The organism is Streptomyces sp. NPDC004031 (assembly GCF_053604375.1).
This window is the reverse complement of the sequence record NZ_JBSGHL010000041.1, coordinates 46,877-69,039: the sequence shown is the minus strand read 5'-3', so window position 1 is coordinate 69,039 and position 22,163 is coordinate 46,877. Positions and strand designations below refer to the sequence as shown.

The window sequence follows — 22,163 nt, the reverse complement described above, 5'->3', positions numbered from 1 at the left end:
TCTTTACCATGGACGTGTGCTGCCTGTCACAAGAGTGTGGTCACGACACGCCGTCCGATTTGGGTGAGTTAGCTCTCAGCGGGTCTGACCTGGCCCGGGACGGGTCAGCGGCTCAGCGGCTCAGCGTCGGGTCTCCGCGACCGGCTGCCGGTCGGAGCCGCCGCCGGAGTGCCGGTCGGAACCGCGGCCCGCACGCCGGTCGGAGAGCCGGCCGCGGGCGCCGATCGCCGTCGAGCCGTGCAGCGCCGGGCGCTCCGGCGCGCGCATCTCGCGCTCCGCGGCGGCCGCGCCCGCGGCGAGCCTGCGCCGGCGGCGCCGGTAGCGCGGCGGGACGACGCTCTCCGCCCAGTCGGGGGCGGCGGGCTTGAAGCGCGGCAGCAGCAGCACGACCAGGCCGATCGCGCTGAGCGCGACGATCGCCAGCACGATGCCGAGGCTGGAGTCGTTGACGGAGAAGGCGACCGCGCCGAAGGCGAACAGCGCGGACCAGAAGTACATGATGAGCACGGCCCGGCTGTGCGAGTGGCCGATCTCCAGCAGCCGGTGGTGCAGGTGGCCGCGGTCGGCGGCGAACGGCGACTGGCCGCGCCAGGTGCGCCGGACGACGGCGAGCACCAGGTCGGCGGCGGGGACGGCGATCATCGTCAGCGGCAGCAGCAGCGGCATGTAGACCGGCACCATGAAGTGCACGGCCTCCCGGGTCGACCCGGCGGAGGACTTCAGCGCGTCGGGATCGACCTGGCCGGTGATGGAGATCGCGGCGGAGGCGAAGACCAGGCCGATGAGCATCGAGCCGGAGTCGCCCATGAAGATCCGCGCGGGGTGGATGTTGTGCGGCAGGAAGCCCAGGCACATCCCGATGAGCACCGCGCTGAAGAGCGTCGCGGGGGCCGCGGCCTCGATGCCGTAGCCGTACCAGAGGCGGTAGGCGTACATGAAGAACGCCACCGACGCGATGCACACCATGCCCGCCGCGAGGCCGTCGAGACCGTCGACGAAGTTGACCGCGTTGATGGTGATGACCACGAGCGCGACGGTCAGCAGCGTGGACTGCACGGGGGTCAGCGCGACCGCGCCGAAGCCGGGCACCGGCAGCCACAGGATGGTCAGGCCCTGCAGGACCATGACGCCGGCGGCGATCATCTGCACACCGAGCTTGATGAGCGCGTCCACGCCCCACTTGTCGTCGAGCACGCCCAGCAGCCAGATCAGCCCGGCCCCGGACAGCAGCGCGCGCGGCTCGTTCGACTGCGAGAAGACGTCGCCGATGTTGGTGAGGTGGGCGGCCATGAGCAGGCCCGCGCACAGGCCGCCGAACATCGCGATGCCGCCGAGCCGCGGGGTGGGCTCGCGGTGCACGTCACGGTCGCGGATGGGCGGCATCGCACCGGCGGCGATGGCGAACTTCCGTACCGGGCCGGTCAGCAGATACGTGACGGCGGCGGCCGTGAAGAGGGTCAGCAGATACTCGCGCACGAGCCGCCTCCGACGGTTTCGGGGGCGTAGCGGTGCTGCGCACACGTCCGGGGGTGGTACCTCACAGCGTCACACCCTAGTGGTGGCCGGGCCGGGTCGGCGAACACCTGCTGAGACTCACAGGTGACGGGCACGGTTGCGGACGGTCCGGGCTGTACCCGTACGGTCACATTCCGCCCGTGACGTGCCCCCGCGTCCCGCGCCCGCCCGTGGCCCGCCCGTCCGGCGGCGTGCGCCGGTGTCACGTCTGTACGGTCGCGGCGACGCCGGTCAGCGCGGTCACGGTCGGTTCCAGGGCGTCGTGGATCTCCGCGCCGATGCTGCGGAAGTACGAGATGGGGGCGCCGTACGGGTCGCTGACCTCGTCGGCGTCCGGGCTCGGGGCGAGCAGCCAGCCGCGCAGCGCGGCGGCGGCCCGCACCAGCGCCCTGGCCCGTTCGGTGACGCTGCCCTCGGGCAGCGTGGCGATGTCTATGGCCCGCACCAGGCGGGTGAACTCCTTGAGCGTGAAGGTGCGCAGACCCGCCGCGTGGCCCATGGAGATCACCTGGGAGCGGTGGTCGAGGGTCGCGGTGAGCACCAGGTCGGCGTCGATGACGTGGTCGTCGAGCAGCTCCCGGCCGGTGAAACCGGACGGGTCGGCGCCGTATTCGGCGAGCACGGCGGCGGCGTGCGCCTCCATCGGGGCGCCTTCGTGCCCCCAGGTGCCCGCGGACTCCACGAGCATCCCGGCGGCGCCGTCACCGAGGCGGCGGACCAGGCCGAGCCGGGTCAGCCGCTCGGCCATCGGCGAGCGGCACACATTGCCGGTGCAGACGTGCAGGATGCGGAAGACGTCCGCACCGGCGCCCGGGACGGCGGCCGGCGCGTACCCCGGGTGCCCGCGTATGCCGCGGGCGTCGGGCGGCGTGGTCAACGGCGCTCCTCCAGGTCGGGTACGACCTTGCGCAGCTCCTCCGCGCTGATCGCCCCGGCCCGCAGCAGCACCGGCACCCGGCCGGTGACGTCCACGATCGACGACGGGACGGCGGCCGGGGTGGGGCCGGCGTCCAGGTAGACGGCGACGGAGTCGCCGAGCATGCCCTGGGCGGCGTCGCAGTCCTGCGGCGAGGGCATGCCGGTGAGGTTGGCGCTGGAGACGGCCATCGGGCCGGTCTCGGTGAGCAGTTCGATCGCGACCGGGTGCAGCGGCATGCGCACCCCGACGGTGCCGCGGGTGTCGCCGAGGTCCCAGGCGAGCGACGGCTGGTGCTTGGTGACGATCGTCAGCGCGCCGGGCCAGAAGGCGTCGACGAGCTCCCAGGCCTGCTCGGAGAAGTCGGTGACGATGCCGTGCAGCGTGTTGGGCGAGCCGACGAGCACCGGCGAGGGCATGTTGCGGCCGCGGCCCTTGGCCTCCAGCAGGTCGCCGACGGCCTCGGCGTCGAAGGCGTCGGCGCCGATGCCGTAGACGGTGTCGGTCGGCAGCACGACGAGTTCGCCGCGCTTGACCGCCGAGATGGCTTCGCGCATGCCGGTCGCCCGGTCGGTTGCGTCCGCGCAGTCGTATCGCCGTGCCATGGGATGACCTCCGAAGATTGCTGTGCTGCCGTACGGGCCCGCGCCGCGGTGCGGGGCGCGCGGGGGGCGGGGCGGCCGGTCACGGCCGCGCCTTGCGGGCCGAGGTGAAGCGGGGGCGGTTGTTGAGATCGGGGTGGTCGGCCGCGTCCGCCCAGCCCGCGTCCTCCTTGAAGATCCACGGCACCTGGCCGCCCTGCGAGTCGGCGTGCTCGATCACGACGACCCCGCCGGGGCGCAGCAGCCGGTGCGCGGTGCGCTCGATGCCGCGGATGGTGTCGAGGCCGTCCTCGCCGGAGAAGAGGGCCAGCTCCGGGTCGTGGTCGCGCGCCTCGGGCGCGACGTGCTCCCATTCGGTGAGCGGGATGTAGGGCGGGTTGGAGATGACCAGGTCGACCTGCCCGTTGAGGTCGGGGAAGGCGCTGAGGGCGTCCCCGTGCCGCAGGTCGACCTTGCTGCCCGCGGTGTTCTTCCGGGCGTAGTCCAGGGCCTGTTCGGACAGTTCCACGGCGTGCACGCGGGAGCGCGGCACCTCCTGGGCGAGGGCGAGCGCGATGGCGCCGGAGCCGGTGCACAGGTCGACGATGAGGGGTTCGGCGACGTCCATGGCGCGTACCGCGTCTATCGCCCAGCCGACGACCGACTCGGTCTCCGGACGCGGTACGAACACCCCCGGGCCGACCTGGAGTTCCAGGTAGCGGAAGAAGGCGCGGCCGGTGATGTGCTGGAGCGGTTCGCGGGCCTCGCGGCGGGCGACCGCCTCCCAGTAGCGCGCGTCGAACTCGCTGTCGGCGACGCGGTGCAGCTCGCCGCGCTTGACGCCGTGGACGTACGCGGCCAGCTCCTCGGCGTCGAAGCGCGGCGAGGGCACTCCGGCGTCGGCGAGCCGCTGCGCGGCCTGTGCCACCTCGGCGAGCAGCAGGTTCACCGTGCCCCGCCCCTCAGTTCGTGTCGCCGGCCGCGGCCAGCTTGGCGGCGGAGTCGGCGTCGACGCAGGCCTGGAGGATGGCGTCGAGGTCGCCGTCGAGGACCTGGTCGAGGTTGTAGGCCTTGAAGCCGACGCGGTGGTCGGAGATGCGGTTCTCCGGGAAGTTGTACGTCCGGATGCGCTCGGAGCGGTCGACGGTGCGCACCTGGCTGCGGCGGGCGTCGGACGCCTCGCGCTCGGCCTCCTCCTGGGCGGCTGCCAGCAGCCGGGAGCGCAGGATGCGCATCGCCGACTCCTTGTTCTGGAGCTGGCTCTTCTCGTTCTGGCACGAGACGACCAGGCCCGAGGGGAGGTGGGTGATGCGCACCGCGGAGTCGGTGGTGTTGACGGACTGCCCGCCGGGGCCGGAGGAGCGGTAGACGTCGATCCGCAGGTCGTTGGGGCCGATCTCGACCTCGACGTCCTCGGCCTCCGGGGTGACCAGCACACCTGCCGCCGAGGTGTGGATACGGCCCTGCGACTCGGTGGCCGGCACCCGCTGGACGCGGTGCACCCCGCCCTCGTACTTCAGCCGGGCCCACACGCCCTGGCCGGGCTCGTGGGAGGCCTTGGCCTTGACCGCGACCTGGACGTCCTTGTAGCCGCCGAGGTCGGAGGGGTTGGAGTCGAGGATCTCGGTCTTCCAGCCGACGCGCTCGGCGTAGCGCAGGTACATCCGCAGCAGGTCGCCGGCGAACAGCGCGGACTCCTCGCCGCCCTCGCCCGCCTTGACCTCCAGGATGACGTCCTTGTCGTCGCTCGGGTCGCGCGGCACCAGCAGCAGCCGCAGCCGCTCGGTCAGCTCGTCGCGCTCCTTGTCGAGCTCCTTGACCTCGGCCGCGAAGTCCGGGTCGTCGGCGGCCAGCTCCCGCGCGGTCTCGATGTCCTCGCCGGTCTGCCGCCACGCACGGTACGTGCTGACGATGGGTGTCAGCTCCGCGTAGCGCTTGGTGAGCTTGCGGGCGTTCGCCTGGTCGGCGTGCACCCCGGGGTCGGCAAGCTGCTTCTCGAGGTCGGCGTGCTCGCCGATCAGATCCTCGACCGCCTCGAACATCATCAATCCCTGCGTGGAAGAGTCCGGAAAAGGAGCCGGAAAGAGTCAGTGGGACGACAAAGCGCCGGTCCGGTCGCCCTGGCTCGGGCGACCGAAAACCGGCGCTTGCGGGTCGCTACTTCTTCTTGCCGGCCGCGGCGGCCTTGCCGAAGCGGGCCTCGAAGCGGGCCACCCGGCCACCGGTGTCGAGGATCTTCTGCTTGCCCGTGTAGAACGGGTGGCACTCGGAGCAGACCTCGGCGCGGATCTGGCCGCTGGTCTCGGTGCTCCGGGTGGTGAACGAGGCGCCGCAGGTGCAGGTCACCTGGGTCTCGACATACTCGGGGTGGATGTCGCGCTTCACTGGGTTGCTCCTTGGTGTCGGGAGGGCGCCGGGTCGCTTGGCGGGTTTGCGTCAGCGTGAACCGGGGCCAGCGGACCAGTCTGCCAGCACTGGCCGCATCTCCCAAAACCAGGTCCGGGCGCGGATCATTCCCGTCCCTGACGATCAGGCCTTACCGCAGGTCAGCGCTTTTCCGGCGCGGGCTGCCCGGAGTCGGGCCCGACGACCTTGCCGGCGTCGGTCCGGTCGGCCGCCGAGCCGGTCAGCGCGGAGGGCGGCACGGTCTTGTCGGCGCGCAGCGCGGCCCACACCGTCGCGGCCTTCTTCGGGATGGGCTCCACCCGGTTGCGGTCGGTGGGCGCGAAGCGTACGGGCAGCGTCACCATGTGGATCTGCCCGGACTTCAGGCCGCGCACGCTCTGCGCCAGGCTCATGAGCTTGCCGACCGAGCCGAGGCCCGTGTCGGTCGTCACGGCGCTCGTGGCGGTGTCGGCGACCGAGAACAGCTTGGTGGGGCTGGTGAGCAGCCCCAGGTGCCGTACCCGGTCCATGAGGGCCTTCAGGAAGGCCTGCTGCAGCTGGATACGGCCGAGGTCGCTGCCGTCGGCTATGCCGTGCCGGGTGCGGACCAGGCCGAGCGCCTGGTCGCCGTCCAGGGTGTGGGCGCCGGCGTCGAGGTCGAGGTGGCTCTTGGGGTCGCGGATCGCCTGCGTGGTGGTGAGCGGGACCCCGCCGAGGGCGTTGACCAGGTTCTTGAAGCCGGTGAAGTCGACCTCGACGTAGTGGTCCATGCGCAGGCCGGTGAGCTTCTCCACGGTCTTGACCGCGCAGGCCGGGCCGCCGACGGCGTAGGCGCTGTTGAACATCGCCCGCGGCGCGGCCGGGGCGGTGCCGCCCTTGGGCTTGGCGCACTCGGGGCGGTGGACGAGGGTGTCGCGCGGGATGCTGACGACGGTGGCGCGCTTGTGGCCCTTGGCCAGGTGGACGACCATCGCCGTGTCCGAGCGGGCCGAGCCGCCGTCGTGGCCGTACTCGCGGTTGGCGCCGGAGCGGGAGTCCGAGCCGAGCACCAGGATGTCCATCGCGCCGTTGCCGAGCTTGACCGGGCGGTCGTCGCCGAGCGCGGCGTCGATGTCCACGCTGTGGATGTTGCCGTTGAGCCGCGTGTACACGTACCCGGCGCCGCCTGCTCCCGCGAGCACCACGCCCGCCGCGACCCACGCGGTGATCCGCAGCCCGCGCCGCCGGCGCTTTCTCGCCCCCAGGGGCGAGGCGCCGGCCGGAGGCCTGGGGCCGCCTGTACCGGACATTCCTCCATCGTGCGCCGCACCTGCCGGGGTCGGCATCCGCAGGAGTCCGGCGCCGTCCGCGTACCCCCAGGTCAGGGGGTACGCGGACGAATTTTCCGTCACTCGTGGTGACAGGACGGCGACCCGGTCGGCGGTGCGTGGCCTCAGCCCAGCAGGGAGTAACCGCTCCAGCCGTGGCCGATCTGGACGGCGGCCGCGTAGGGGGCCGTGGCCGAGCCGGTGCCGTGGTAGATCCACAGCAGGCCGGCGGTGTTGCGGGCCAGCAGGTCGGCGTGCCCGTCGCCGTTGACGTCGCCGACCGCCGCGAGGGCGTCGTAGGCGTTCCAGCCGGTGCCGAGCTTGGTGCGGGCCGCCCACACCGCCGGGGCCTTGCCCGTGCCGCGGTAGAGCCACAGGGTGCCGGAGCTGTCGCGGGCGACGGCGTCGGGGATGCCGTCGCCGGTCAGGTCGCCCTTGGCCCAGATCGCCGAGCCGAAGATCTTCCAGCCCGCGCCGATGAGGAACCGGGTGCCCCAGGTGGTGGCGGCGGCGCCCTTGTAGAACCACGCGTTGCCGCTCGTGTCGGTCGCGACGAGGTCGGGCCAGCCGTCGCCGTCGAGGTCGCCCGGCAGGACGACGGAGACCATGGCGTTCCACCCCCCGCCGGTCACCAGCGGGTCCCGGCCGGGCTCGGTGATGTGCAGGTGGCCGTCGGAGGTGCGCGCCAGGACGTCCTGCACGCCGTCCGCGTCGAGGTCGCCCTGCCGCAGCAGCGTGGTGGACGGGTAGCTGCCGTACGCCTGGCGGGCCCCCAGACCGCCGGTCAGCCCCGGGTAGACCCAGCCGTTGCCGCCGCTGTCGACGGCGAGCAGGTCGGCGTAGGCGTCCCCCGTCGGGTTCGCGTCGTCCATCCGCGGCAGGATCGCCCCGGTCAGCGCGGAGACCCGGCCGAAGACGCCGTAGGAGCCCTTGACGACGCAGTTGCCGACGTTCCAGGACATCACCCCGGCGAGGCGCCCGGCGACCACCAGCGGGCCGCCGGAGTCGCCCGAGCAGCCCGCCGTCGTCCCCGCGTCGGACCCGCCGGCCGGGGGGCCCGCGCACACCATGTCGGAGGCGTTGAAGGCGCTGCCGTCGGCCGCCGCGCACACACTGTCCGCGACCATCGGCAGGGTGGCCCGGCGCAGCGCCGGGGCCGGACCGGTGGCGGCCGAGGAGGTCCCGCCCCAGCCGTAGAACGTCGCCTGGGTGCCGGCGGCGTACGCGGTGGTGTCACCGGCGGCCGCGAGCGGCAGCGCGGGGGCCTGCGTCGGCAGCGCCAGGCTCAGCACGGCGACGTCGTCACGCGGCACCGGCCCGGACGGCGCCGGGTAGGACCAGGTGCGGGTCACGAAGTTCTCGGTGCCGCCGTGCAGGTCGAGAACGCCGTCCGCGTCGACCGTGGGCAACTGCTCCGTGCCGGTGACCAGGACGGCCCAGGAGGGCATGTCGCGGCCCTGCACGCAGTGTGCGGCTGTCAGGACCTTCCAGGTCGACACGACGGTGCCGCCGCACAGGAACGCGTTGTCGTCCACGACGGTGCCGCCCCCGCTGCCGTCGTCGTACCAGATCTGCACCATCCAGGGCGCTTCCCCGGCGCCGGCCGGGGTGCCGCCGATGATGTTCGGACGGGCCGTGGCCGCCCCCGGGGACGCGGCGGCGGGCAGCGCCGCCGCGCGGGCCCGTATCGCGCGCCTGAGCAGGGCGTCGGCGCGGGCCTTGGACGGTAAGGCGGTCGCCGGCGCCGCGGCGGCGGGCCGCGGCGGGGCGGCGTCGGCCCGCGCGGGGGCGGACGCGAGCGCGCCGGCGGCGAGGGCGCCGAGCGCGGCCAGGGCGGCGGGCAGCGCCCGGCGCCGCCCCCGGCGGCCGGTGCTCGTACGGGCAGGGAACATCCGCGACTCCTGTCGTCGGGCTGCGTACGGGAGCGCGGCGGGCGGAGCGGGTGGAGCCGGTTGAGCGGGTGGGCCCGTCCGCCGCGGTCCGCCGAGCATATGACCGCCCGTCACCGCCCCGCGACGGTATGCGAGAACCGCCCGAACGGAAACGGCCCCGCCCGCCGGGGGTACCGGCGGGCGGGGCCGTGTGCGGGACGGCCGCGGGTCAGTCGTTGTTCTGGCCCGGGGTGGTCTTCGCGATCTGCATGAGGAACTCCGCGTTGGACTTCGTCTGCTTCATCTTGTCCAGCAGCAGCTCGATCGCCTGCTGCTGGTCCAGGGCGTGCAGCACCCGGCGCAGCTTCCAGACGATGGCCAGCTCCTCGCCGCCGAGCAGGATCTCCTCCTTGCGGGTGCTGGACGCGTCGACGTCCACCGCGGGGAAGATGCGCTTGTCGGAGAGCTTGCGGTCGAGCTTGAGCTCCATGTTGCCGGTGCCCTTGAACTCCTCGAAGATCACCTCGTCCATCCGCGATCCGGTCTCGACCAGCGCGGTGGCGAGGATCGTCAGCGAGCCGCCGTCCTCGATGTTGCGGGCGGCGCCGAAGAACCGCTTCGGCGGGTAGAGCGCGGTGGAGTCCACACCACCGGACAGGATGCGGCCCGAGGCGGGCGCGGCCAGGTTGTAGGCGCGGCCGAGACGGGTGATCGAGTCCAGCAGCACGACGACGTCGTGGCCCAGCTCCACCAGGCGCTTGGCGCGCTCGATGGCCAGCTCGGCGACCGTGGTGTGGTCCTCGGCGGGGCGGTCGAAGGTCGAGGAGATGACCTCGCCCTTGACCGACCGCTGCATGTCGGTGACCTCTTCGGGACGCTCGTCCACCAGGACCACCATGAGGTGGCACTCGGGGCTGTTGGTGGTGATCGCGTTCGCGATGGCCTGCATGATCATGGTCTTGCCGGTCTTCGGCGGGGCCACGATCAGACCGCGCTGGCCCTTGCCGATCGGTGAGACCAGGTCGATGATCCGGGTCGTCAGCACGCCCGGGTCGGTCTCCAGCCGCAGCCGGTCCTGCGGGTACAGCGGGGTGAGCTTGTTGAACTCCGGACGGCCCCGGCCGGAGTCGGCCGCCATGCCGTTCGCCGAGTCCAGCCGCACCAGCGCGTTGAACTTCTCGCGCCGCTCGCCGTCCTTGGGCTGCCGGACCGCACCGGTGACGTGGTCACCCTTGCGCAGCCCGTTCTTGCGCACCTGGGCGAGCGAGACGTAGACGTCGTTCGGGCCCGGCAGGTAGCCGGAGGTGCGGATGAACGCGTAGTTGTCGAGGATGTCGAGGATGCCCGCGACCGGGATCAGCACATCGTCGTCGGCGACCTGCGGCTCGCCGCCGCCGAACTCCTCGCGGCGGTTCCCACGCCCTCTGCGGTCGCGGTAGCGGCCCCGGCGGCGGCCGCGGCCGTCACCGAAGTCGTCGTCGTCCTGGGCGCCGCCCTGACCGCCGCCGCCCTGGCCCTGCTGCTGGCCCTGACCGCCGCCCTGACCCTGGCCCTGGCCCTGCTGCTGCCGGCCGCCGCCCTGGCCGCCGCCGTCCTCACGGTTGCGCTGGCGGTCCCGCTGCCGCTCCCGGCGGTCGCCGCGGCGGCGCTCCTGGCGGTCGTCACCGCCCTTGCCGTCGCCCTGCTTGGCCTCGCCCTTGGTGTCGGCGCGGCCCTCGGCGGTGTCGGCGGCCTGCTCGGCCTTCTCCGCCCGCTGGTCGGCCTTCTGGTCGCTCTTCGCGGCCTTGGCCTGCTCCCCGGCCGGCTGGCCGGGGATCTCGATCTGCTGGGACTCCTGCCGCTGCTCGCGCTGCTCCGGCGCCGCGGTGGCCGTCGCGGTCGCGGCACGGGCGCCGCCCGCGGCCGCCGCGGCGGTGTCGTCGCCGGTCTGCTCCAGACGCGCCTTGGACGTCGCGCGCCGCTTGGGCTTCTCCGCCGCGCCGTCGCCGGCCGCGGGGGCGGCCGCCTGCGCGGCTCCGCCGCCGGCCTGGCGCTCCTTGATGGTCTCGATCAGCTGGCTCTTGCGCATGCGCGCGGTGCCCTTGATGCCGAGCCCGGAGGCGAGCTGCTGCAGTTCGGCCAGCACCATGCCGTCCAGGCCGGTCCCGGTCCGGCGGCGGCGCGACGGGCTGGCCGTGGCAGCACCGCCCGCGGACGCGGCGGCATCGGACGAGGCGACAGTGTCATCTGCGCGCACGCCCATCAGATCGGTGGTGTCGCTCACGAAGGGTCCTTCCCTGGAGCGGACGTCGGCCTGTCTGGCTCGGCGACCGGTCGTGCTGTCCGGATCTGGGCGTTCCCGCTGTCCAGAACCGGGGCGGTGGTCCGCCTGATGGCGGCAGAAATACGTACGTGCCTTCGGCACGGAGGGAACTCGTACCGAATATCCGGAGCGTGCTCAGCATCGCGCGGGTCAGGAATCCGACTGCTCGGACCGTGCCCTATACGGTGTGGGAGGCTCCCGGAAGAAAAGCGGTCCCACGGAAGGGACACGGTGCATCCTGCCCATCGGGCTCCGAATGCAGGCTTGAGATTAACACTACCGGATCCAACAAACATTCCCCCTCTCACGCCCGGCAATCGTGTCACTGCCCCCCGGCGAGCGGCAGTACACACGCCCCGGCAGCGTCCAGCGACAGGCGGTGCGCCGCCCATCCCTCGCCCGCGTGCCGGGAGACCTTGTCGGCGGCCCCCTCGTCGGTCAGCGCCAGGACCGTCGGCCCCGCGCCCGACACGACAGCAGGGACGCCCTCGCCGCGCAGACGGTTCACCAGCGCCAGCGTCTCCGGCATCGCCGGGGTGCGGTAGTCCTGGTGCAGCCGGTCCTCGGTGGCCGGCAGCAGCAGCTCGGGACGCCTGGTCAGCGCCTCCACGAGCAGTGCGGCGCGCCCGGCGTTGGCCGCCGCGTCCACATGCGGGACGGTACGCGGCAGCAGGCCGCGCGCGGTCTCCGTCAGCACCGGATCGGCGGGCACGAAGACCACCGGGACCAGCGACTGCGCCGGGTCCATCCGGATCGCCCGCGCCGCCCCGCCCTCGCTCCAGGCCAGCGTGAAACCGCCGAGCAGACACGCCGCGACGTTGTCCGGGTGCCCCTCGATCTCCGTCGCCAGCTCCAGCAGCGCGGTGTCGTCCAGCGCAGACGCGCCGCCTATCGTCACCGCCCGCGCGGCGATGATGCCCGCGCAGATCGCCGCCGAGGACGAGCCGAGGCCGCGGCCGTGCGGAATGCGGTTGGCGCACACCACCTCCAGGCCGCGCGGCTGGCCGCCGAGCAGGTCGAAAGCGGTCCGCAGCGAGCGGACGACCAGGTGTTTCTCGTCGCGCGCGAGCGTGTCGGCGCCCTCGCCGGCGATGTCCACGTGCAGCCCGGAATCCGCGACCCGCACCACGACGTCGTCGTAGAGCCCGAGGGCCAGCCCGAAGGCGTCGAACCCGGGCCCGAGGTTCGCGCTGGTCGCGGGGACGCGCACTCGTACAGCGGCAGCGCGGAACGCGGGACCGGCCATCGTTCGACGAATCTCCTTGTGCGGTACGCCCTCCGGGCGCGGCACCATTGCCGGGCGGCGGGGCGGGAGTGGCGATGCGGGGTTGGCATCCGCCGGATACGGGGCACGCTGCGGTGCCGCTGGGTCCCAGCTTATCGAAGGAAGGTTCTCCTGCGACATAGGGCGCACGCACAGCGCGCGATGCGTGTCGCCTCGCCGGCGTGGCTTCCCGGGCGCCCCCTGCGCCCCACCGGGTTTCCCCTGCTGCGCGGGGCGGCACGTTTCGCCCGCGGGGCGAGCGTTTTTAGGGGCGCGTGGGGGCACCTCCCAGGCGGAGCCTGGGGGAGAACTGCGCGGCCAACCCACCACGGTGGTGCACGTCGTCACCGACCGAAAGGGGCAGTCCGGTCCGTTCCGGACCACCGGCCGGTGGATGGTTGCGCGCGCAGTTCCCCGCGCCCCTGGTGGGCACCGCCCTACGCAGGGGGCGAACCCCCTTACGCCAGGCCCAGGCTCTGGGCGGCGGCGTCCGCGTCGACGGGGACGGTCAGCGGGGCCGGGGCGCCGGCGACGGCCCAGTCGGGGTCCTTGAGGCCGTTGCCGGTGACCGTGCAGACGATGCGCTGGCCGGGATCGACCTTGCCCTCCTCCGCCGCCTTGAGCAGGCCCGCGACCGACGCGGCCGAGGCGGGCTCGACGAAGACGCCCTCCTTCGCCGCCAGCAGGCGGTACGCGGAGAGGATCTGCCGGTCCGTCACCGCCTCGATGAGACCGCCGGACTCGTCGCGCGCGGCCTCCGCGTACTGCCAGGACGCGGGGTTGCCGATCCGGATCGCGGTCGCGATCGTCTGCGGGGAGCGCACCGGCGCGCCGTTGACGATCGGGGCGGAGCCGGCCGCCTGGAAGCCCCACATGCGCGGGGTGCGGGTGGAGACGCCGTCGGCGGCGTACTCCTTGTAGCCGCGCCAGTAGGCGGTGATGTTGCCCGCGTTGCCGACCGGCAGCAGGTGCAGGTCGGGGGCGTCGCCGAGCGCGTCGACGACCTCGAAGGCCGCGGTCTTCTGGCCCTCGATGCGTACCGGGTTGACGGAGTTGACGAGCGCGACCGGGTACTTCTCGCTCAGGCCGCGGGCGAGGTCGAGGCAGTCGTCGAAGTTGCCGTCGACCTGGAGGATGCGGCTGCCGTGGACGAGCGCCTGGCCCATCTTGCCGAGCGCGATCTTGCCCTGCGGCACGAGCACCGCGCACACCATGCCCGCGCGGACGGCGTAGGCGGCGGCGGAGGCGGAGGTGTTGCCGGTGGAGGCGCAGATGACGGCCTGGGCGCCGTCCTCCTTGGCCTTGGTGATGGCCATGGTCATGCCGCGGTCCTTGAAGGACCCGGTCGGGTTCGCGCCCTCGACCTTGAGGTACACGTCGCACCCGGTGCGCTCCGACAGCAGCTGGGCCGGGACGAGCGGGGTGCCACCCTCCAGCAGCGTGACCACCGGGGTGTCCGCGGTGACCGGGAGCCGGTCGCGGTACTCCTCGATGATGCCGCGCCACTGGTGGGTGCCGGACATTCGGGGCTGGTCGATGGTTGCGTTCATAGCGGGCTACTCCCCTTCCACACGCATGATGCTGGCGACGCCGCGTACGGTGTCGAGTTTGCGCAGGCTCTCGACCGTCGCCGACAGTGCGGCGTCCGGTGCGCGGTGGGTGACGACGACGAGCGAGGCCTCGCCGCCCGCGCGCCGTACCGCACCGGTCTGCTGCTCGGCCGCGGCACCGTCGTTGGTGTCGCCGCCGCTCTGGCTCCTGCCCTGCTGCCGCACCGTGTCGATGGACACGTCGTGCTCGGCGAACACCGTGGCGACCTGTGCGAGGACGCCCGGTTTGTCCGCCACGTCAAGGCTGATGTGGTAACGGGTGACCACATCGCCCATCGGGCTCACCGGCAGTTGCGTGTACGCGGACTCGCCGGCTCCCGTGGTCCCTGCCAGTTTGTTGCGGCAGGCGGCCACCAGGTCGCCGAGTACGGCGGAGGCGGTGGGTGCACCGCCCGCGCCGGGACCGTAGAACATCAGCTGCCCCGCCGCCTCCGCCTCGACGAAGACGGCGTTGTAGGCGCCGCGGACGGACGCCAGGGGGTGGCTGAGGGGGATCATCGCCGGGTGCACCCTGGCCGTGACGGAGCGGCCGTCGGCGGCGCGCTCGCAGATGGCCAGCAGCTTGACGGTGCAGCCCATCTTCTTCGCCGAGGCGATGTCGGCCGCGGTGACCTCGGTCAGGCCCTCGCGGTGGACGTCGTCGATGGTGACCCGGGTGTGGAAGGCGATCCCGGACAGGATCGCGGCCTTGGCCGCCGCGTCGAAGCCCTCGACGTCGGCGGTGGGGTCGGCCTCCGCGTATCCCAGCGCGGTGGCCTCGTCCAGCGCCTCGCTGTAGCCGGCGCCGGTGCTGTCCATCTTGTCGAGGATGAAGTTGGTGGTGCCGTTGACGATGCCGAGCACCCGGTTGACCTTGTCGCCGGCCAGCGACTCGCGCAGCGGCCGGATCAGCGGGATGGCACCGGCGACGGCGGCCTCGTAGTAGAGGTCCACACCGTGCTCGGCGGCCTTGGCGTGCAGGTTCGCGCCGTCCGCGGCGAGCAGCGCCTTGTTGGCCGAGACGACGGAGGCGCCGTGCTCGAAGGCGGTCGTGATGAGCGTGCGGACCGGCTCGATCCCGCCGATGACCTCGACGACGACGTCGATGTCGCCGCGTTTGACGAGCGCGGTGGCGTCCGTGGTGAGCAGCTCGGCGGGCACCCCGGCGCGCACCCGGTTGGGGCGGCGCACGGCGATGCCGGCCAGCTCGATCGGGGCGCCGATGCGGGCGGCGAGGTCGGCCGTCTGCGTCGTGATGATGCGCGTCACCTCGGAGCCGACCACACCGCAGCCCAGCAACGCCACCTTCAGCGGACGCGTACGCATCATCCGACCTCGTCTCTCGTACGGTTTCCCGTGTGGTTTCCCGTGTCGCCCCCGCGCGGTCCCGGTCCGGGCCCGGACCGTACGGCGTGGAGGCCACCAGTCTCACCCACCGGTAGGGAGAAGCCACGCCCTGTCCGGAATGCGAGACCGTCCCGGCGGACCGTGAGATTTGCGGTAGGGGCGGACGGGCGCCCGGCATTTCGCCCCGCGCGCCGCGCCCGGACCGCAGATCCTGTCATCGGACCGCCCGCCGCCATGTGCCTCAGCCGACGTCGAGGCGCAGCAGGTCCTCCTCCGTCTCGCGGCGGACGATCACCCGCCCCTGCCCGTCGGCCACCGCGACGACCGGCGGGCGCAGCGCGTGGTTGTAGTTGCTGGCCATCGAGCGGCAGTACGCGCCGGTGGCGGGCACCGCGACGAGGTCGCCGGGCGTCAGGTCGGCGGGCAGGAAGGCGTCCTTCACGACGATGTCGCCGCTCTCGCAGTGCTTGCCGACGACCCGGCTGAGCATCGGGGCGGCGTCGCTGCGCCGCGAGACGAGCGCCACGCTGTACTCGGCGTCGTAGAGCGCGGTACGGATGTTGTCCGACATGCCGCCGTCGACGCTGACGTACGTCCGCAGCGCCTCCAGCGGCTTGACGGTGCCCACCTCGTACAGCGTGAAGGCGGTCGGGCCGACGATCGCGCGGCCCGGCTCGACCGACAGCCGCGGGCGCTCCAGCCCGGCCGCCTCGCACTCGCGGGTGACGATGTCGGCGAGCGACTTGGCGATCTGGTGCGGCTCGGCCGGGTCGTCGTCGGGCGTGTAGGCGATGCCGAGGCCGCCGCCGAGGTCGATCTCCGGGAGCTGCACCCCGTGCTCGTCGCGGATCTCGGCGAGCAGTCCGACCACGCGGCGGGCGGCGACCTCGAAGCCGGACATGTCGAAGATCTGCGAGCCGATGTGGCTGTGCAGCCCGACCAGCTCCAGGCTCTCCAGCTTCAGCACCCGGCGCACCGCCTCCGCGGCCTGCCCGCCGGCCAGCGGCAGGCCGAACTTCTGGTCCTCGTGCGCGGTCGCGATGAACTCGTGGGTGTGCGCCTCGACGCCGACCGTGACGCGGATCTGTACGCGCTGCCGCCGCCCGTGCCGCTCGGCGGCCGCGGCGACCCGGACGATCTCCTGGAAGGAGTCCACGACGATCCGGCCGACCCCGGCGGCGACCGCCCGGTCGATCTCGGCGCTGCTCTTGTTGTTGCCGTGCATCGCGATCCGGTCGGCGGGCATGCCCGCGTCGAGCGCGACGGCCAGCTCGCCGCCGGAGCACACGTCGAGGTTCAGCCCCTCCTCGTCGATCCAGCGCACGACGGCGCGGGACAGGAAGGCCTTCCCGGCGTAGAAGACGTCGGCCTCCGTCCCGAAGGCGGCCCGCCAGGCGCGGCAGCGGGCCCGGAAGTCCGCCTCGTCCAGGATGTACGCGGGCGTGCCGTACTCGGCGGCGAGATCGCGCACGTCCAGCCCGCCGACCTCGACGGCGCCGTCGGCGTTACGGGTCACGGTGCGGGACCACACCTGCGGTTCGAGGTGGTTCAGGTCCGCGGGCGGGGCGGTGTAGTGCCCCTCGGGCAGGACGTCGGCGTGGCGGGGCCCGGCGGGGTGTGCGGAACGGCTCACTGGTCTCTCGGTTTCTCAGAGGTGGTCGGGTGCGCTGATGCCGAGCAGGTGCAGGCCGTCGGCGAGCACGATGCCGGTCGCGTCGGCGAGGCGGGTCCGGGCAGCGTGGACGGCCGAGGGTTTCTCGTCCCCCTTCGGCAGCACGGGGCACTCGTCCTGGAAGCGCAGATACGCGTCGGCCAGCCGCTCCAGATGCCGGGCGAGCCGATCGGGCGCACGGCGGCGGGCGGCGGTCTCGACGACCCGCGGAAAATCGGCGACGAGCCCGAGCAGCTCCGTCTCGGCCGGATGCCGGTACGGGTCGTCGTCCGCCGGGTCCTCGATACGTACGCCCAGGTCCTGGGCGTTGCGCAGCAGCGCGCGGGTACGGGCGTGCGCGTAGCGCACCCGGAAGAGCGGATTCGCTTCGCGCTGGGCGAGCAGGGTGCGTGCGTCGAGCCGCGGCACGTCCTCCGCGGGGGGCCGCAGCAGGGCCCAGCGCAGCGCGTCGGGGCCGAGGTGGGGGCCGGGGGCGGGCTCGGCGCGGACGCCGGGGGCGTTGGGGGCGGGCTCCTGCTGGCCGCCGGGGACGCCGGGAGCGGGCTCGGCGTGGCTGCGGGGGACGTTGGGGGCGGGCTCGGCGCGGCCGCCGGGGACGTTGGGGGCGGGCTCCTGCTGGCCGCCGGGGACGGGAGACGGGGCGCCCGTGCCGCGGAGGGCCGGCGCCGTACCGTCGCCGCCCGGCTCGGTGACACGGAGGGGCTCGGGGGGCCCCGGCTCGGCGCCGGCGGCCCGCAGGAGGGCGTTGACGGCCTCCGCGACGACCCCGGCCCGCAGCGGAGCCACGCCCGCCTCCCCGCCCTCCCCGCCCTCGGCGTCCGGGACGACGGTGACGCGCTGCCCGGCGAGCCCGTCCCCGTGCCCGTACACCGCCGCGCCCTGCTCCCGCACCTGCCGTACGACATCGGCGTAGGCCCGCGCGCTGAGGGTGATGTTGAGGAAGCCCGCACCGGCGATCTCGACCTGGGCGATGCCCGGTTCACGGGCGAGCCGCGGCGCGAGGATGGCGGCGACCTCGTACGGGCTGCGCCCGGCGGCCCCGGCGAGCTGGAGCGCGACGTTGGTGGCGTAGTCGCCGCACCCGGGCCGCGGCGGCCGCTGCACGACGACCTTCTCGGGCACGTCCACCCGCAGTTCGTCCGCCGCGACGGCACGCCGGACCGTGGTCAGCACGGTCCAGGACAGCTCAGCGGGGGTCACGGGGGACAGCGTAGGCGAGAACCCCCCACCCACGCCGAGCGGATTTCCCCCAGGTCACCTCCCCCGCCACGGACGGCTCACCCGCCACCCGGAGTGGCCGCGGCCTGCCCCCGCGGCTCACCGGCCTCCCCCGTCCCCCCAGGGGCACCCGGACCCCGCCGCCGGACAAGCCGCCGTACCGTCTCGACAAGATCGGCGGGCTCGAAGGGCTTGCCGACAAAGGCGTCCGCCCCGCCCGGCCCCCCGACCCCCTCCGGCGCGGTGCCGCCGCTGACCATGACGATCCCGACCCCCCGCGTCCACGGATCCGCGTCCGCCCGCAGCCGCGCCGCCGTCCGCACCCCGTCCAGCCGCGGCATGACGACATCCAGCGTCACGACGTCCGGCCGCACGCTGTGCACTATCTCCAGGCACTCGGCACCATCGGCCGCGGTCACGACCTCGAAGCCCTCCAGCTCCAGGTTGACCCTGATCAACTGCCGGATCACCTTGTTGTCATCCACAACAAGCACCCGGCCGGTCGCTCCCGCCACACCCCGAAGCGTAGGCGCGCGACTCCTGATGCGTCCGCGTTTTGCCCATTTCTCCCCCTCCCACCCCTCCCCCCACCCCGCCCACCCCCACGCCACCCCCCACAAACCCTGTCCGCCCCACCCCCTCCACCCTGGTAGTGTTCTTCCCGTCGCCCCCGTAGCTCAGGGGATAGAGCAACGGCCTCCGGAGCCGTGTGCGCAGGTTCGAATCCTGCCGGGGGCACCCAGGTGACGATTGAGATAGTTGAACAAACGCCTCGCGACCAGCCACGACGCTGAACGCGGGGCTTTCTGCTTTCGCGGCCCGTGCGCAGCCGAGAGCGGCCGAACGCAGCCCGATGCCAGTGATCACGTTGTAATAGCGTGTTGATCTTCACGCCCCTCCTCGCAGGTCAGCCCTGCCCCACGAGCACGACAAGGGCCCCGGATTCCTCCGGAGCCCTCAGGTCGTTCGGTCACGCACCAGCTTCCGCGTTCACCCTCCTTCGCCGTTCCCACCGGTCTCGCCGAGCCCCCGCAGGATGCGGTCGTTCATTTCCGCTTCCTGGCCGTCAATGCACTTGGCGTAGATCCTGAGGAGCACGTCCACGGAATGCCCGGCGCGAGCCGCGACTTCCGGGGCGGGCACACCGGAGTTGAGCCACTGGGAGACCCCGGCGTGGCGCAGGTCATAAGGCCGAGCCGCCATGACGGAGGTGACCTGGCCCGGCAGCAGGGCCAGTTCGCGGGCACGCTTCCAGATCCGCGAGTACGACGAGGCCGCCACGACGTTGCCGTATTCGCTCTGGAACAGCCGCCCGTCGTCCGCCAGCCCGAACACCTCCACGTGCTCCCGGAGCAGCCGCACGAGCGGCGGCGGGATCGGCACGACGCGCACCTCGCCCTTCTCCCGCTGCTTGAGCCCGCGCCGATCGTGGGCCTCGCCGGAGTCCGTCCAGGTCTTCCCGGCCGAAGGGCGCGTCTCGGCGAGTTCGATGCGGCCCCAGCCCGTCTCCGGCAAGGTGCAGTCGTCGAGCCGCAGGCCCAGCGCCTCGCCCGGCCGCAACGCCGCGTAGTAGAGGCACCCGAAGAAGGCCACCAGCCGCCGCCCGGAAGCCCGGTCGTACGCACCGACGTAGGTGAGCGCCGTCAGCAACTCCCGAACCTGGCGCGGGTTGACGACGACCCGGCGGTCGATCTCCTGCAAGGCTCGCTTGCCGTGACGCCGACGTACGCGTGTCAGCGGGTTGGACGTCAGCACCTCCGTCTCCACGGCGTACTCCAGCGCGTTGAACGTCACCGCCCGCCGACGCCGATAGGTCTGCGTCGCCGCCGGGGTGCCGTCGAGCCGCCGCCCGAGCGCATCGATCAGCCCATGCACGCGCGTGATGTCCTGGAGTTCCACGACCGGCAGCGACGCCTTCTCGATCCACTGCACGGCCGCCGCGATGTCGGCCGGCCGCTCCCGCTCTCGCCGGGGCGGAGGCAGGACGTACGACCGGAGCACCCGCCGCAGCACCTCCGGCGAAGGCTGCCCCCGGCGTGCCTTGACGAGCACAGGCACCACCAGGGCCAGCGCGTCCGTCATGCTGTCGCGATGCTTCGCCGAGGCATCCACCCACCGGTGATCGACGTACCGGACCGCCAGCTCGTAGAACGACAGCGCGGCACGGCCACCTCGGAGCGAGTCCGGAAGCCCCGACACCGTGTCGAACGGCTCGCCCTTCTCCAGCGCGCGGAGCAGCTTAGCCCGGAAGCGGTCGGCGAGCGCGTTGGTCTTGTGCGACTCGCTGAACGTCTGGCCGTCGACCACCCACCGCACCATGTACGTGAGCTTCTTCGTCGTCTTGTTGACGCTGATCTTCCAGACGGAGACCTTGTACGACTTCATGCTGCGCCCTCCGCCCGCTCGTCCAGCCAGGCGTTCAGCACCGACCGCCGCACCCGCAGCTCCCCGTTCGGCAGCCGGATGCACGCCGGGGCGAGCCCCAGCTCACGCCAGCGGTAGAAGGTGCGCCGGGAGATGCCGCCGAGTTCGGCGAGCACGTCCCGCACGGTCAGCAGCTCCCCCGTACGCTCACGCGCCATCGGAACCACCACCCGGCCGTACCGAGGCGGCAAGGAGAGCCGCTTCCGGCGAGTACCCGCGCCCGGCGTAGCGCCAGCGCCCGACCGTGACCGCGGGCCGGTCCTCCAGGCCGAGGTAGGCCCGCTGCTCCGCCGCCCGGTGATCGGTACGGGCCTGGCGTAACGCCGTCAAAGTCGTCGAGTACAAACGGGACTTGGTCGAGAAGTGCCCGCCGTACCCGAGCATGTGCGCCCACCGCCGCAGCCCCAGCGGCTCGAACTCCGGCAGACCTCCGAGCCACCAGCACGTGCCCGCCATCCGCAGCACGTGCCGCCGCACCGGCAGCAGCACCAGCTCCCGAGCGTGCCGGATACGCCCGTCAGCCGCCCCGGCCGCCTCCGCACCCTTCGTCGCGTACTTGGCGATGTAGCCGGCCACGGCCGCCGACGTCACGGCACCCTCGCCGAACTCCATGACCGGCCGCACGTCGACCTGCGACCCGAAGCGCAGCACCCGCGCCCCGATCACCGCCCGCCCCTGAGCCGTCAGCCTAACCCGAGCCACCGCCTCCCGTACGGAGTCGGCAAGCAGTTCGGTCGACGCCCAACCCGGCGGAGCCGACTCCGGCCCCTCCGGACCGTCGAGTCGCACCACCGCGTGGAAGTGGACGAGCCCGCGCCGCTGATACTCCGCGACCTTCGCGTACGACAGCCGGACCGACTCCCTGAGCGCCGCCCGAGGCACGCCCGCCCGCCGGGCCAGCTCCCGCCGCAGCTCCTGCACGAAGCGGTGCCAGAGCCGACCGGCCGACGCCTGCCAGACGACCGCCCCGGCGTAGTCATAGCAGCGCGGGCACAACGGTTCACCGAGCCGGGCGTCACCAAACGCATGCCGCTCACGGCAGCCGAGGGGCACCCCGTGCGGGCAGCACTCCCCCACGCGGCGAGGCCGGCACACGCGCGCCCGCCCGTCCCGCTCCCGCCGCCCGTGCACGGCACCGAACCCGGGCGCCGTCAACGTCACGAAGACCCGCGGGTGACCCTCGACCGACGGGGGAGCCGACTTGCCGCCGACGAGCCCGGCCCGGATGAGCTGGTACGTGTCGGCCCGGTACGTCCGCGCGCACGTCGGGCAGACAGTCGCCCGGCGGTTGCCGCAGTGGACCAGCAACCGTCCCCCGTACGTGTGCAGTTCCTCACCGGTGGCCAGGTCGACCAGCGACCCCTCACCGGCGAGGTGAATCGGGTTGGTGCAGCCGTTGAGCCGTACGACGGCCCGACGCCAGGCGTCGAAGTCGGGCTCAGCAGCACGGGCGACGAGCGCGGCAGCGTCCTTCGAGAGCGAGGTCATCGCCGACCACCGCCCCCGCCGAACGCCTGCCACATCACCGCGGTGATGGCTTCCATTCGCATCTTGGCGCTGAACCTCAGCGTGGGGTCGGTCAGCCAGACCGCGGCGGCGTGCGCCGGGCACAGCCAGCGCTCGAACCCGTCCAAGCCGACGAGGACGACCTGTTCACGGCCGACGCAGGTCGGACGTTCCGGCTCGCGCAACTCGCATTCGGGCGCGCGGGATTTGCGCGGCGAGTGGGCGTTGGACACAGTGTGGGTGCTCCTTTCACTGCTCATGTGGCG

The 22,163-nt window shown here is 73.0% G+C and carries 19 protein-coding genes and 1 tRNA gene; 1 reads left to right on the top strand and 19 read right to left on the bottom strand.

The features are described from left to right. Nucleotides 1-120: 120 nt before the first annotated feature. The 15 genes from ACWERV_RS24620 to ACWERV_RS24550 form a co-directional block, all read right to left on the bottom strand. Nucleotides 121-1,476 (bottom strand): MraY family glycosyltransferase, encoded by a 1,356-nt coding sequence (locus ACWERV_RS24620; RefSeq protein ID WP_398186447.1) that lies wholly within the window; start codon nucleotides 1,474-1,476, stop codon nucleotides 121-123. Nucleotides 1,477-1,717: 241 nt separating this feature from the next. Continuing rightward, a complete protein-coding gene (locus ACWERV_RS24615; protein ID WP_452936679.1) occupies nucleotides 1,718-2,392 on the bottom strand; it encodes an arsenate reductase/protein-tyrosine-phosphatase family protein in 675 nt (224 codons plus the stop codon). Further along, nucleotides 2,389-3,036, bottom strand: a complete 648-nt coding sequence (locus tag ACWERV_RS24610) for an L-threonylcarbamoyladenylate synthase (RefSeq protein ID WP_398186453.1) — start codon at nucleotides 3,034-3,036, stop codon at nucleotides 2,389-2,391. Before ACWERV_RS24610 ends, ACWERV_RS24615 begins: the two co-directional genes overlap by 4 nt. Before the next feature lie 79 nt (nucleotides 3,037-3,115). Continuing rightward, complete coding sequence (prmC, locus tag ACWERV_RS24605) at nucleotides 3,116-3,961, bottom strand: peptide chain release factor N(5)-glutamine methyltransferase (protein ID WP_398186456.1); 846 nt, start codon at nucleotides 3,959-3,961, stop codon at nucleotides 3,116-3,118. Between the two features lie 13 nt (nucleotides 3,962-3,974). Beyond that, the gene (gene prfA / locus ACWERV_RS24600) at nucleotides 3,975-5,054 is read right to left on the bottom strand and encodes a peptide chain release factor 1 (RefSeq protein ID WP_398186517.1); all 1,080 of its coding nucleotides are present in this window, start codon (nucleotides 5,052-5,054) and stop codon (nucleotides 3,975-3,977) included. A gap of 115 nt (nucleotides 5,055-5,169) precedes the next feature. After that, entirely contained in the window at nucleotides 5,170-5,397 is a 228-nt protein-coding gene (rpmE, locus tag ACWERV_RS24595) for a 50S ribosomal protein L31 (protein WP_031518487.1), read from the bottom strand. 161 nt (nucleotides 5,398-5,558) lie between these two features. Continuing rightward, on the bottom strand, nucleotides 5,559-6,686 hold the full coding sequence (locus ACWERV_RS24590) for an LCP family protein (RefSeq protein ID WP_452936677.1): 1,128 nt from the start codon (nucleotides 6,684-6,686) through the stop codon (nucleotides 5,559-5,561). A gap of 143 nt (nucleotides 6,687-6,829) precedes the next feature. Next, nucleotides 6,830-8,596, bottom strand: a complete 1,767-nt coding sequence (locus ACWERV_RS24585; RefSeq protein ID WP_452936675.1) for a trypsin-like serine protease — start codon at nucleotides 8,594-8,596, stop codon at nucleotides 6,830-6,832. A gap of 208 nt (nucleotides 8,597-8,804) precedes the next feature. After that, nucleotides 8,805-10,838, bottom strand: coding sequence for a transcription termination factor Rho (gene rho, locus ACWERV_RS24580; RefSeq protein WP_452936674.1), 2,034 nt, complete (start codon nucleotides 10,836-10,838; stop codon nucleotides 8,805-8,807). A 361-nt stretch (nucleotides 10,839-11,199) separates the two neighbouring features. Then, nucleotides 11,200-12,123: a homoserine kinase gene (gene thrB, locus ACWERV_RS24575; RefSeq protein ID WP_398186466.1), complete on the bottom strand. Its 924-nt coding sequence runs from the start codon at nucleotides 12,121-12,123 to the stop codon at nucleotides 11,200-11,202. A 476-nt stretch (nucleotides 12,124-12,599) separates the two neighbouring features. Next, nucleotides 12,600-13,691, bottom strand: a complete 1,092-nt coding sequence (gene thrC, locus ACWERV_RS24570) for a threonine synthase (protein WP_398186469.1) — start codon at nucleotides 13,689-13,691, stop codon at nucleotides 12,600-12,602. A gap of 6 nt (nucleotides 13,692-13,697) precedes the next feature. Further along, nucleotides 13,698-15,059 carry a homoserine dehydrogenase gene (locus tag ACWERV_RS24565; protein ID WP_398186472.1) on the bottom strand — a complete coding sequence of 454 codons (1,362 nt, stop codon included), beginning with the start codon at nucleotides 15,057-15,059 and terminating at the stop codon, nucleotides 13,698-13,700. 259 nt (nucleotides 15,060-15,318) lie between these two features. Continuing rightward, complete coding sequence (lysA, locus tag ACWERV_RS24560) at nucleotides 15,319-16,710, bottom strand: diaminopimelate decarboxylase (RefSeq protein ID WP_398186475.1); 1,392 nt, start codon at nucleotides 16,708-16,710, stop codon at nucleotides 15,319-15,321. A gap of 15 nt (nucleotides 16,711-16,725) precedes the next feature. Next, complete coding sequence (nrtL, locus tag ACWERV_RS24555; RefSeq protein ID WP_452936669.1) at nucleotides 16,726-17,949, bottom strand: ArgS-related anticodon-binding protein NrtL; 1,224 nt, start codon at nucleotides 17,947-17,949, stop codon at nucleotides 16,726-16,728. Nucleotides 17,950-18,026: 77 nt separating this feature from the next. Next, nucleotides 18,027-18,452, bottom strand: coding sequence for a response regulator transcription factor (locus ACWERV_RS24550; RefSeq protein WP_452936667.1), 426 nt, complete (start codon nucleotides 18,450-18,452; stop codon nucleotides 18,027-18,029). Between the two features lie 181 nt (nucleotides 18,453-18,633). Here ACWERV_RS24550 and ACWERV_RS24545 point away from each other — a divergent pair. Next, nucleotides 18,634-18,705 (top strand) — tRNA-Arg (locus tag ACWERV_RS24545). Between the two features lie 252 nt (nucleotides 18,706-18,957). On the opposite strand, the gene ACWERV_RS24540 is transcribed toward ACWERV_RS24545, so the two are convergent. Genes ACWERV_RS24540 through ACWERV_RS24525 form a run of 4 tightly spaced genes read right to left on the bottom strand, consistent with a single transcriptional unit; the run spans nucleotide 18,958 to nucleotide 22,130 of the window. Then, nucleotides 18,958-20,352, bottom strand: a complete 1,395-nt coding sequence (locus tag ACWERV_RS24540; protein ID WP_452936664.1) for a tyrosine-type recombinase/integrase — start codon at nucleotides 20,350-20,352, stop codon at nucleotides 18,958-18,960. Beyond that, nucleotides 20,349-20,549 carry a helix-turn-helix transcriptional regulator gene (locus ACWERV_RS24535; RefSeq protein ID WP_452936661.1) on the bottom strand — a complete coding sequence of 67 codons (201 nt, stop codon included), beginning with the start codon at nucleotides 20,547-20,549 and terminating at the stop codon, nucleotides 20,349-20,351. The genes ACWERV_RS24540 and ACWERV_RS24535 overlap by 4 nt, the downstream gene beginning before the upstream one ends. Further along, nucleotides 20,539-21,879, bottom strand: coding sequence for a replication initiator (locus tag ACWERV_RS24530; RefSeq protein ID WP_452936659.1), 1,341 nt, complete (start codon nucleotides 21,877-21,879; stop codon nucleotides 20,539-20,541). The genes ACWERV_RS24535 and ACWERV_RS24530 overlap by 11 nt, the downstream gene beginning before the upstream one ends. Next, nucleotides 21,876-22,130, bottom strand: coding sequence for a hypothetical protein (locus ACWERV_RS24525; RefSeq protein WP_452936656.1), 255 nt, complete (start codon nucleotides 22,128-22,130; stop codon nucleotides 21,876-21,878). Before ACWERV_RS24525 ends, ACWERV_RS24530 begins: the two co-directional genes overlap by 4 nt. Nucleotides 22,131-22,163 lie beyond the last annotated feature (33 nt).

Excerpts from the sequence above, each read along its gene's own strand:
- ACWERV_RS24610 (WP_398186453.1), bottom strand. The coding sequence starts at position 3,036 with ATGGCACGGCGATACGACTGCGCGGACGCAACCGACCGGGCGACCGGC.
- prfA (WP_398186517.1), bottom strand. The coding sequence starts at position 5,054 with ATGTTCGAGGCGGTCGAGGATCTGATCGGCGAGCACGCCGACCTCGAG.
- ACWERV_RS24590 (WP_452936677.1), bottom strand. The coding sequence starts at position 6,686 with ATGTCCGGTACAGGCGGCCCCAGGCCTCCGGCCGGCGCCTCGCCCCTG.
- ACWERV_RS24585 (WP_452936675.1), bottom strand. The coding sequence starts at position 8,596 with ATGTTCCCTGCCCGTACGAGCACCGGCCGCCGGGGGCGGCGCCGGGCG.
- thrB (WP_398186466.1), bottom strand. The coding sequence starts at position 12,123 with ATGGCCGGTCCCGCGTTCCGCGCTGCCGCTGTACGAGTGCGCGTCCCC.
- thrC (WP_398186469.1), bottom strand. The coding sequence starts at position 13,691 with ATGAACGCAACCATCGACCAGCCCCGAATGTCCGGCACCCACCAGTGG.
- ACWERV_RS24565 (WP_398186472.1), bottom strand. The coding sequence starts at position 15,059 with ATGATGCGTACGCGTCCGCTGAAGGTGGCGTTGCTGGGCTGCGGTGTG.
- ACWERV_RS24540 (WP_452936664.1), bottom strand. The coding sequence starts at position 20,352 with ATGAAGTCGTACAAGGTCTCCGTCTGGAAGATCAGCGTCAACAAGACG.
- ACWERV_RS24535 (WP_452936661.1), bottom strand. The coding sequence starts at position 20,549 with ATGGCGCGTGAGCGTACGGGGGAGCTGCTGACCGTGCGGGACGTGCTC.
- ACWERV_RS24530 (WP_452936659.1), bottom strand. The coding sequence starts at position 21,879 with ATGACCTCGCTCTCGAAGGACGCTGCCGCGCTCGTCGCCCGTGCTGCT.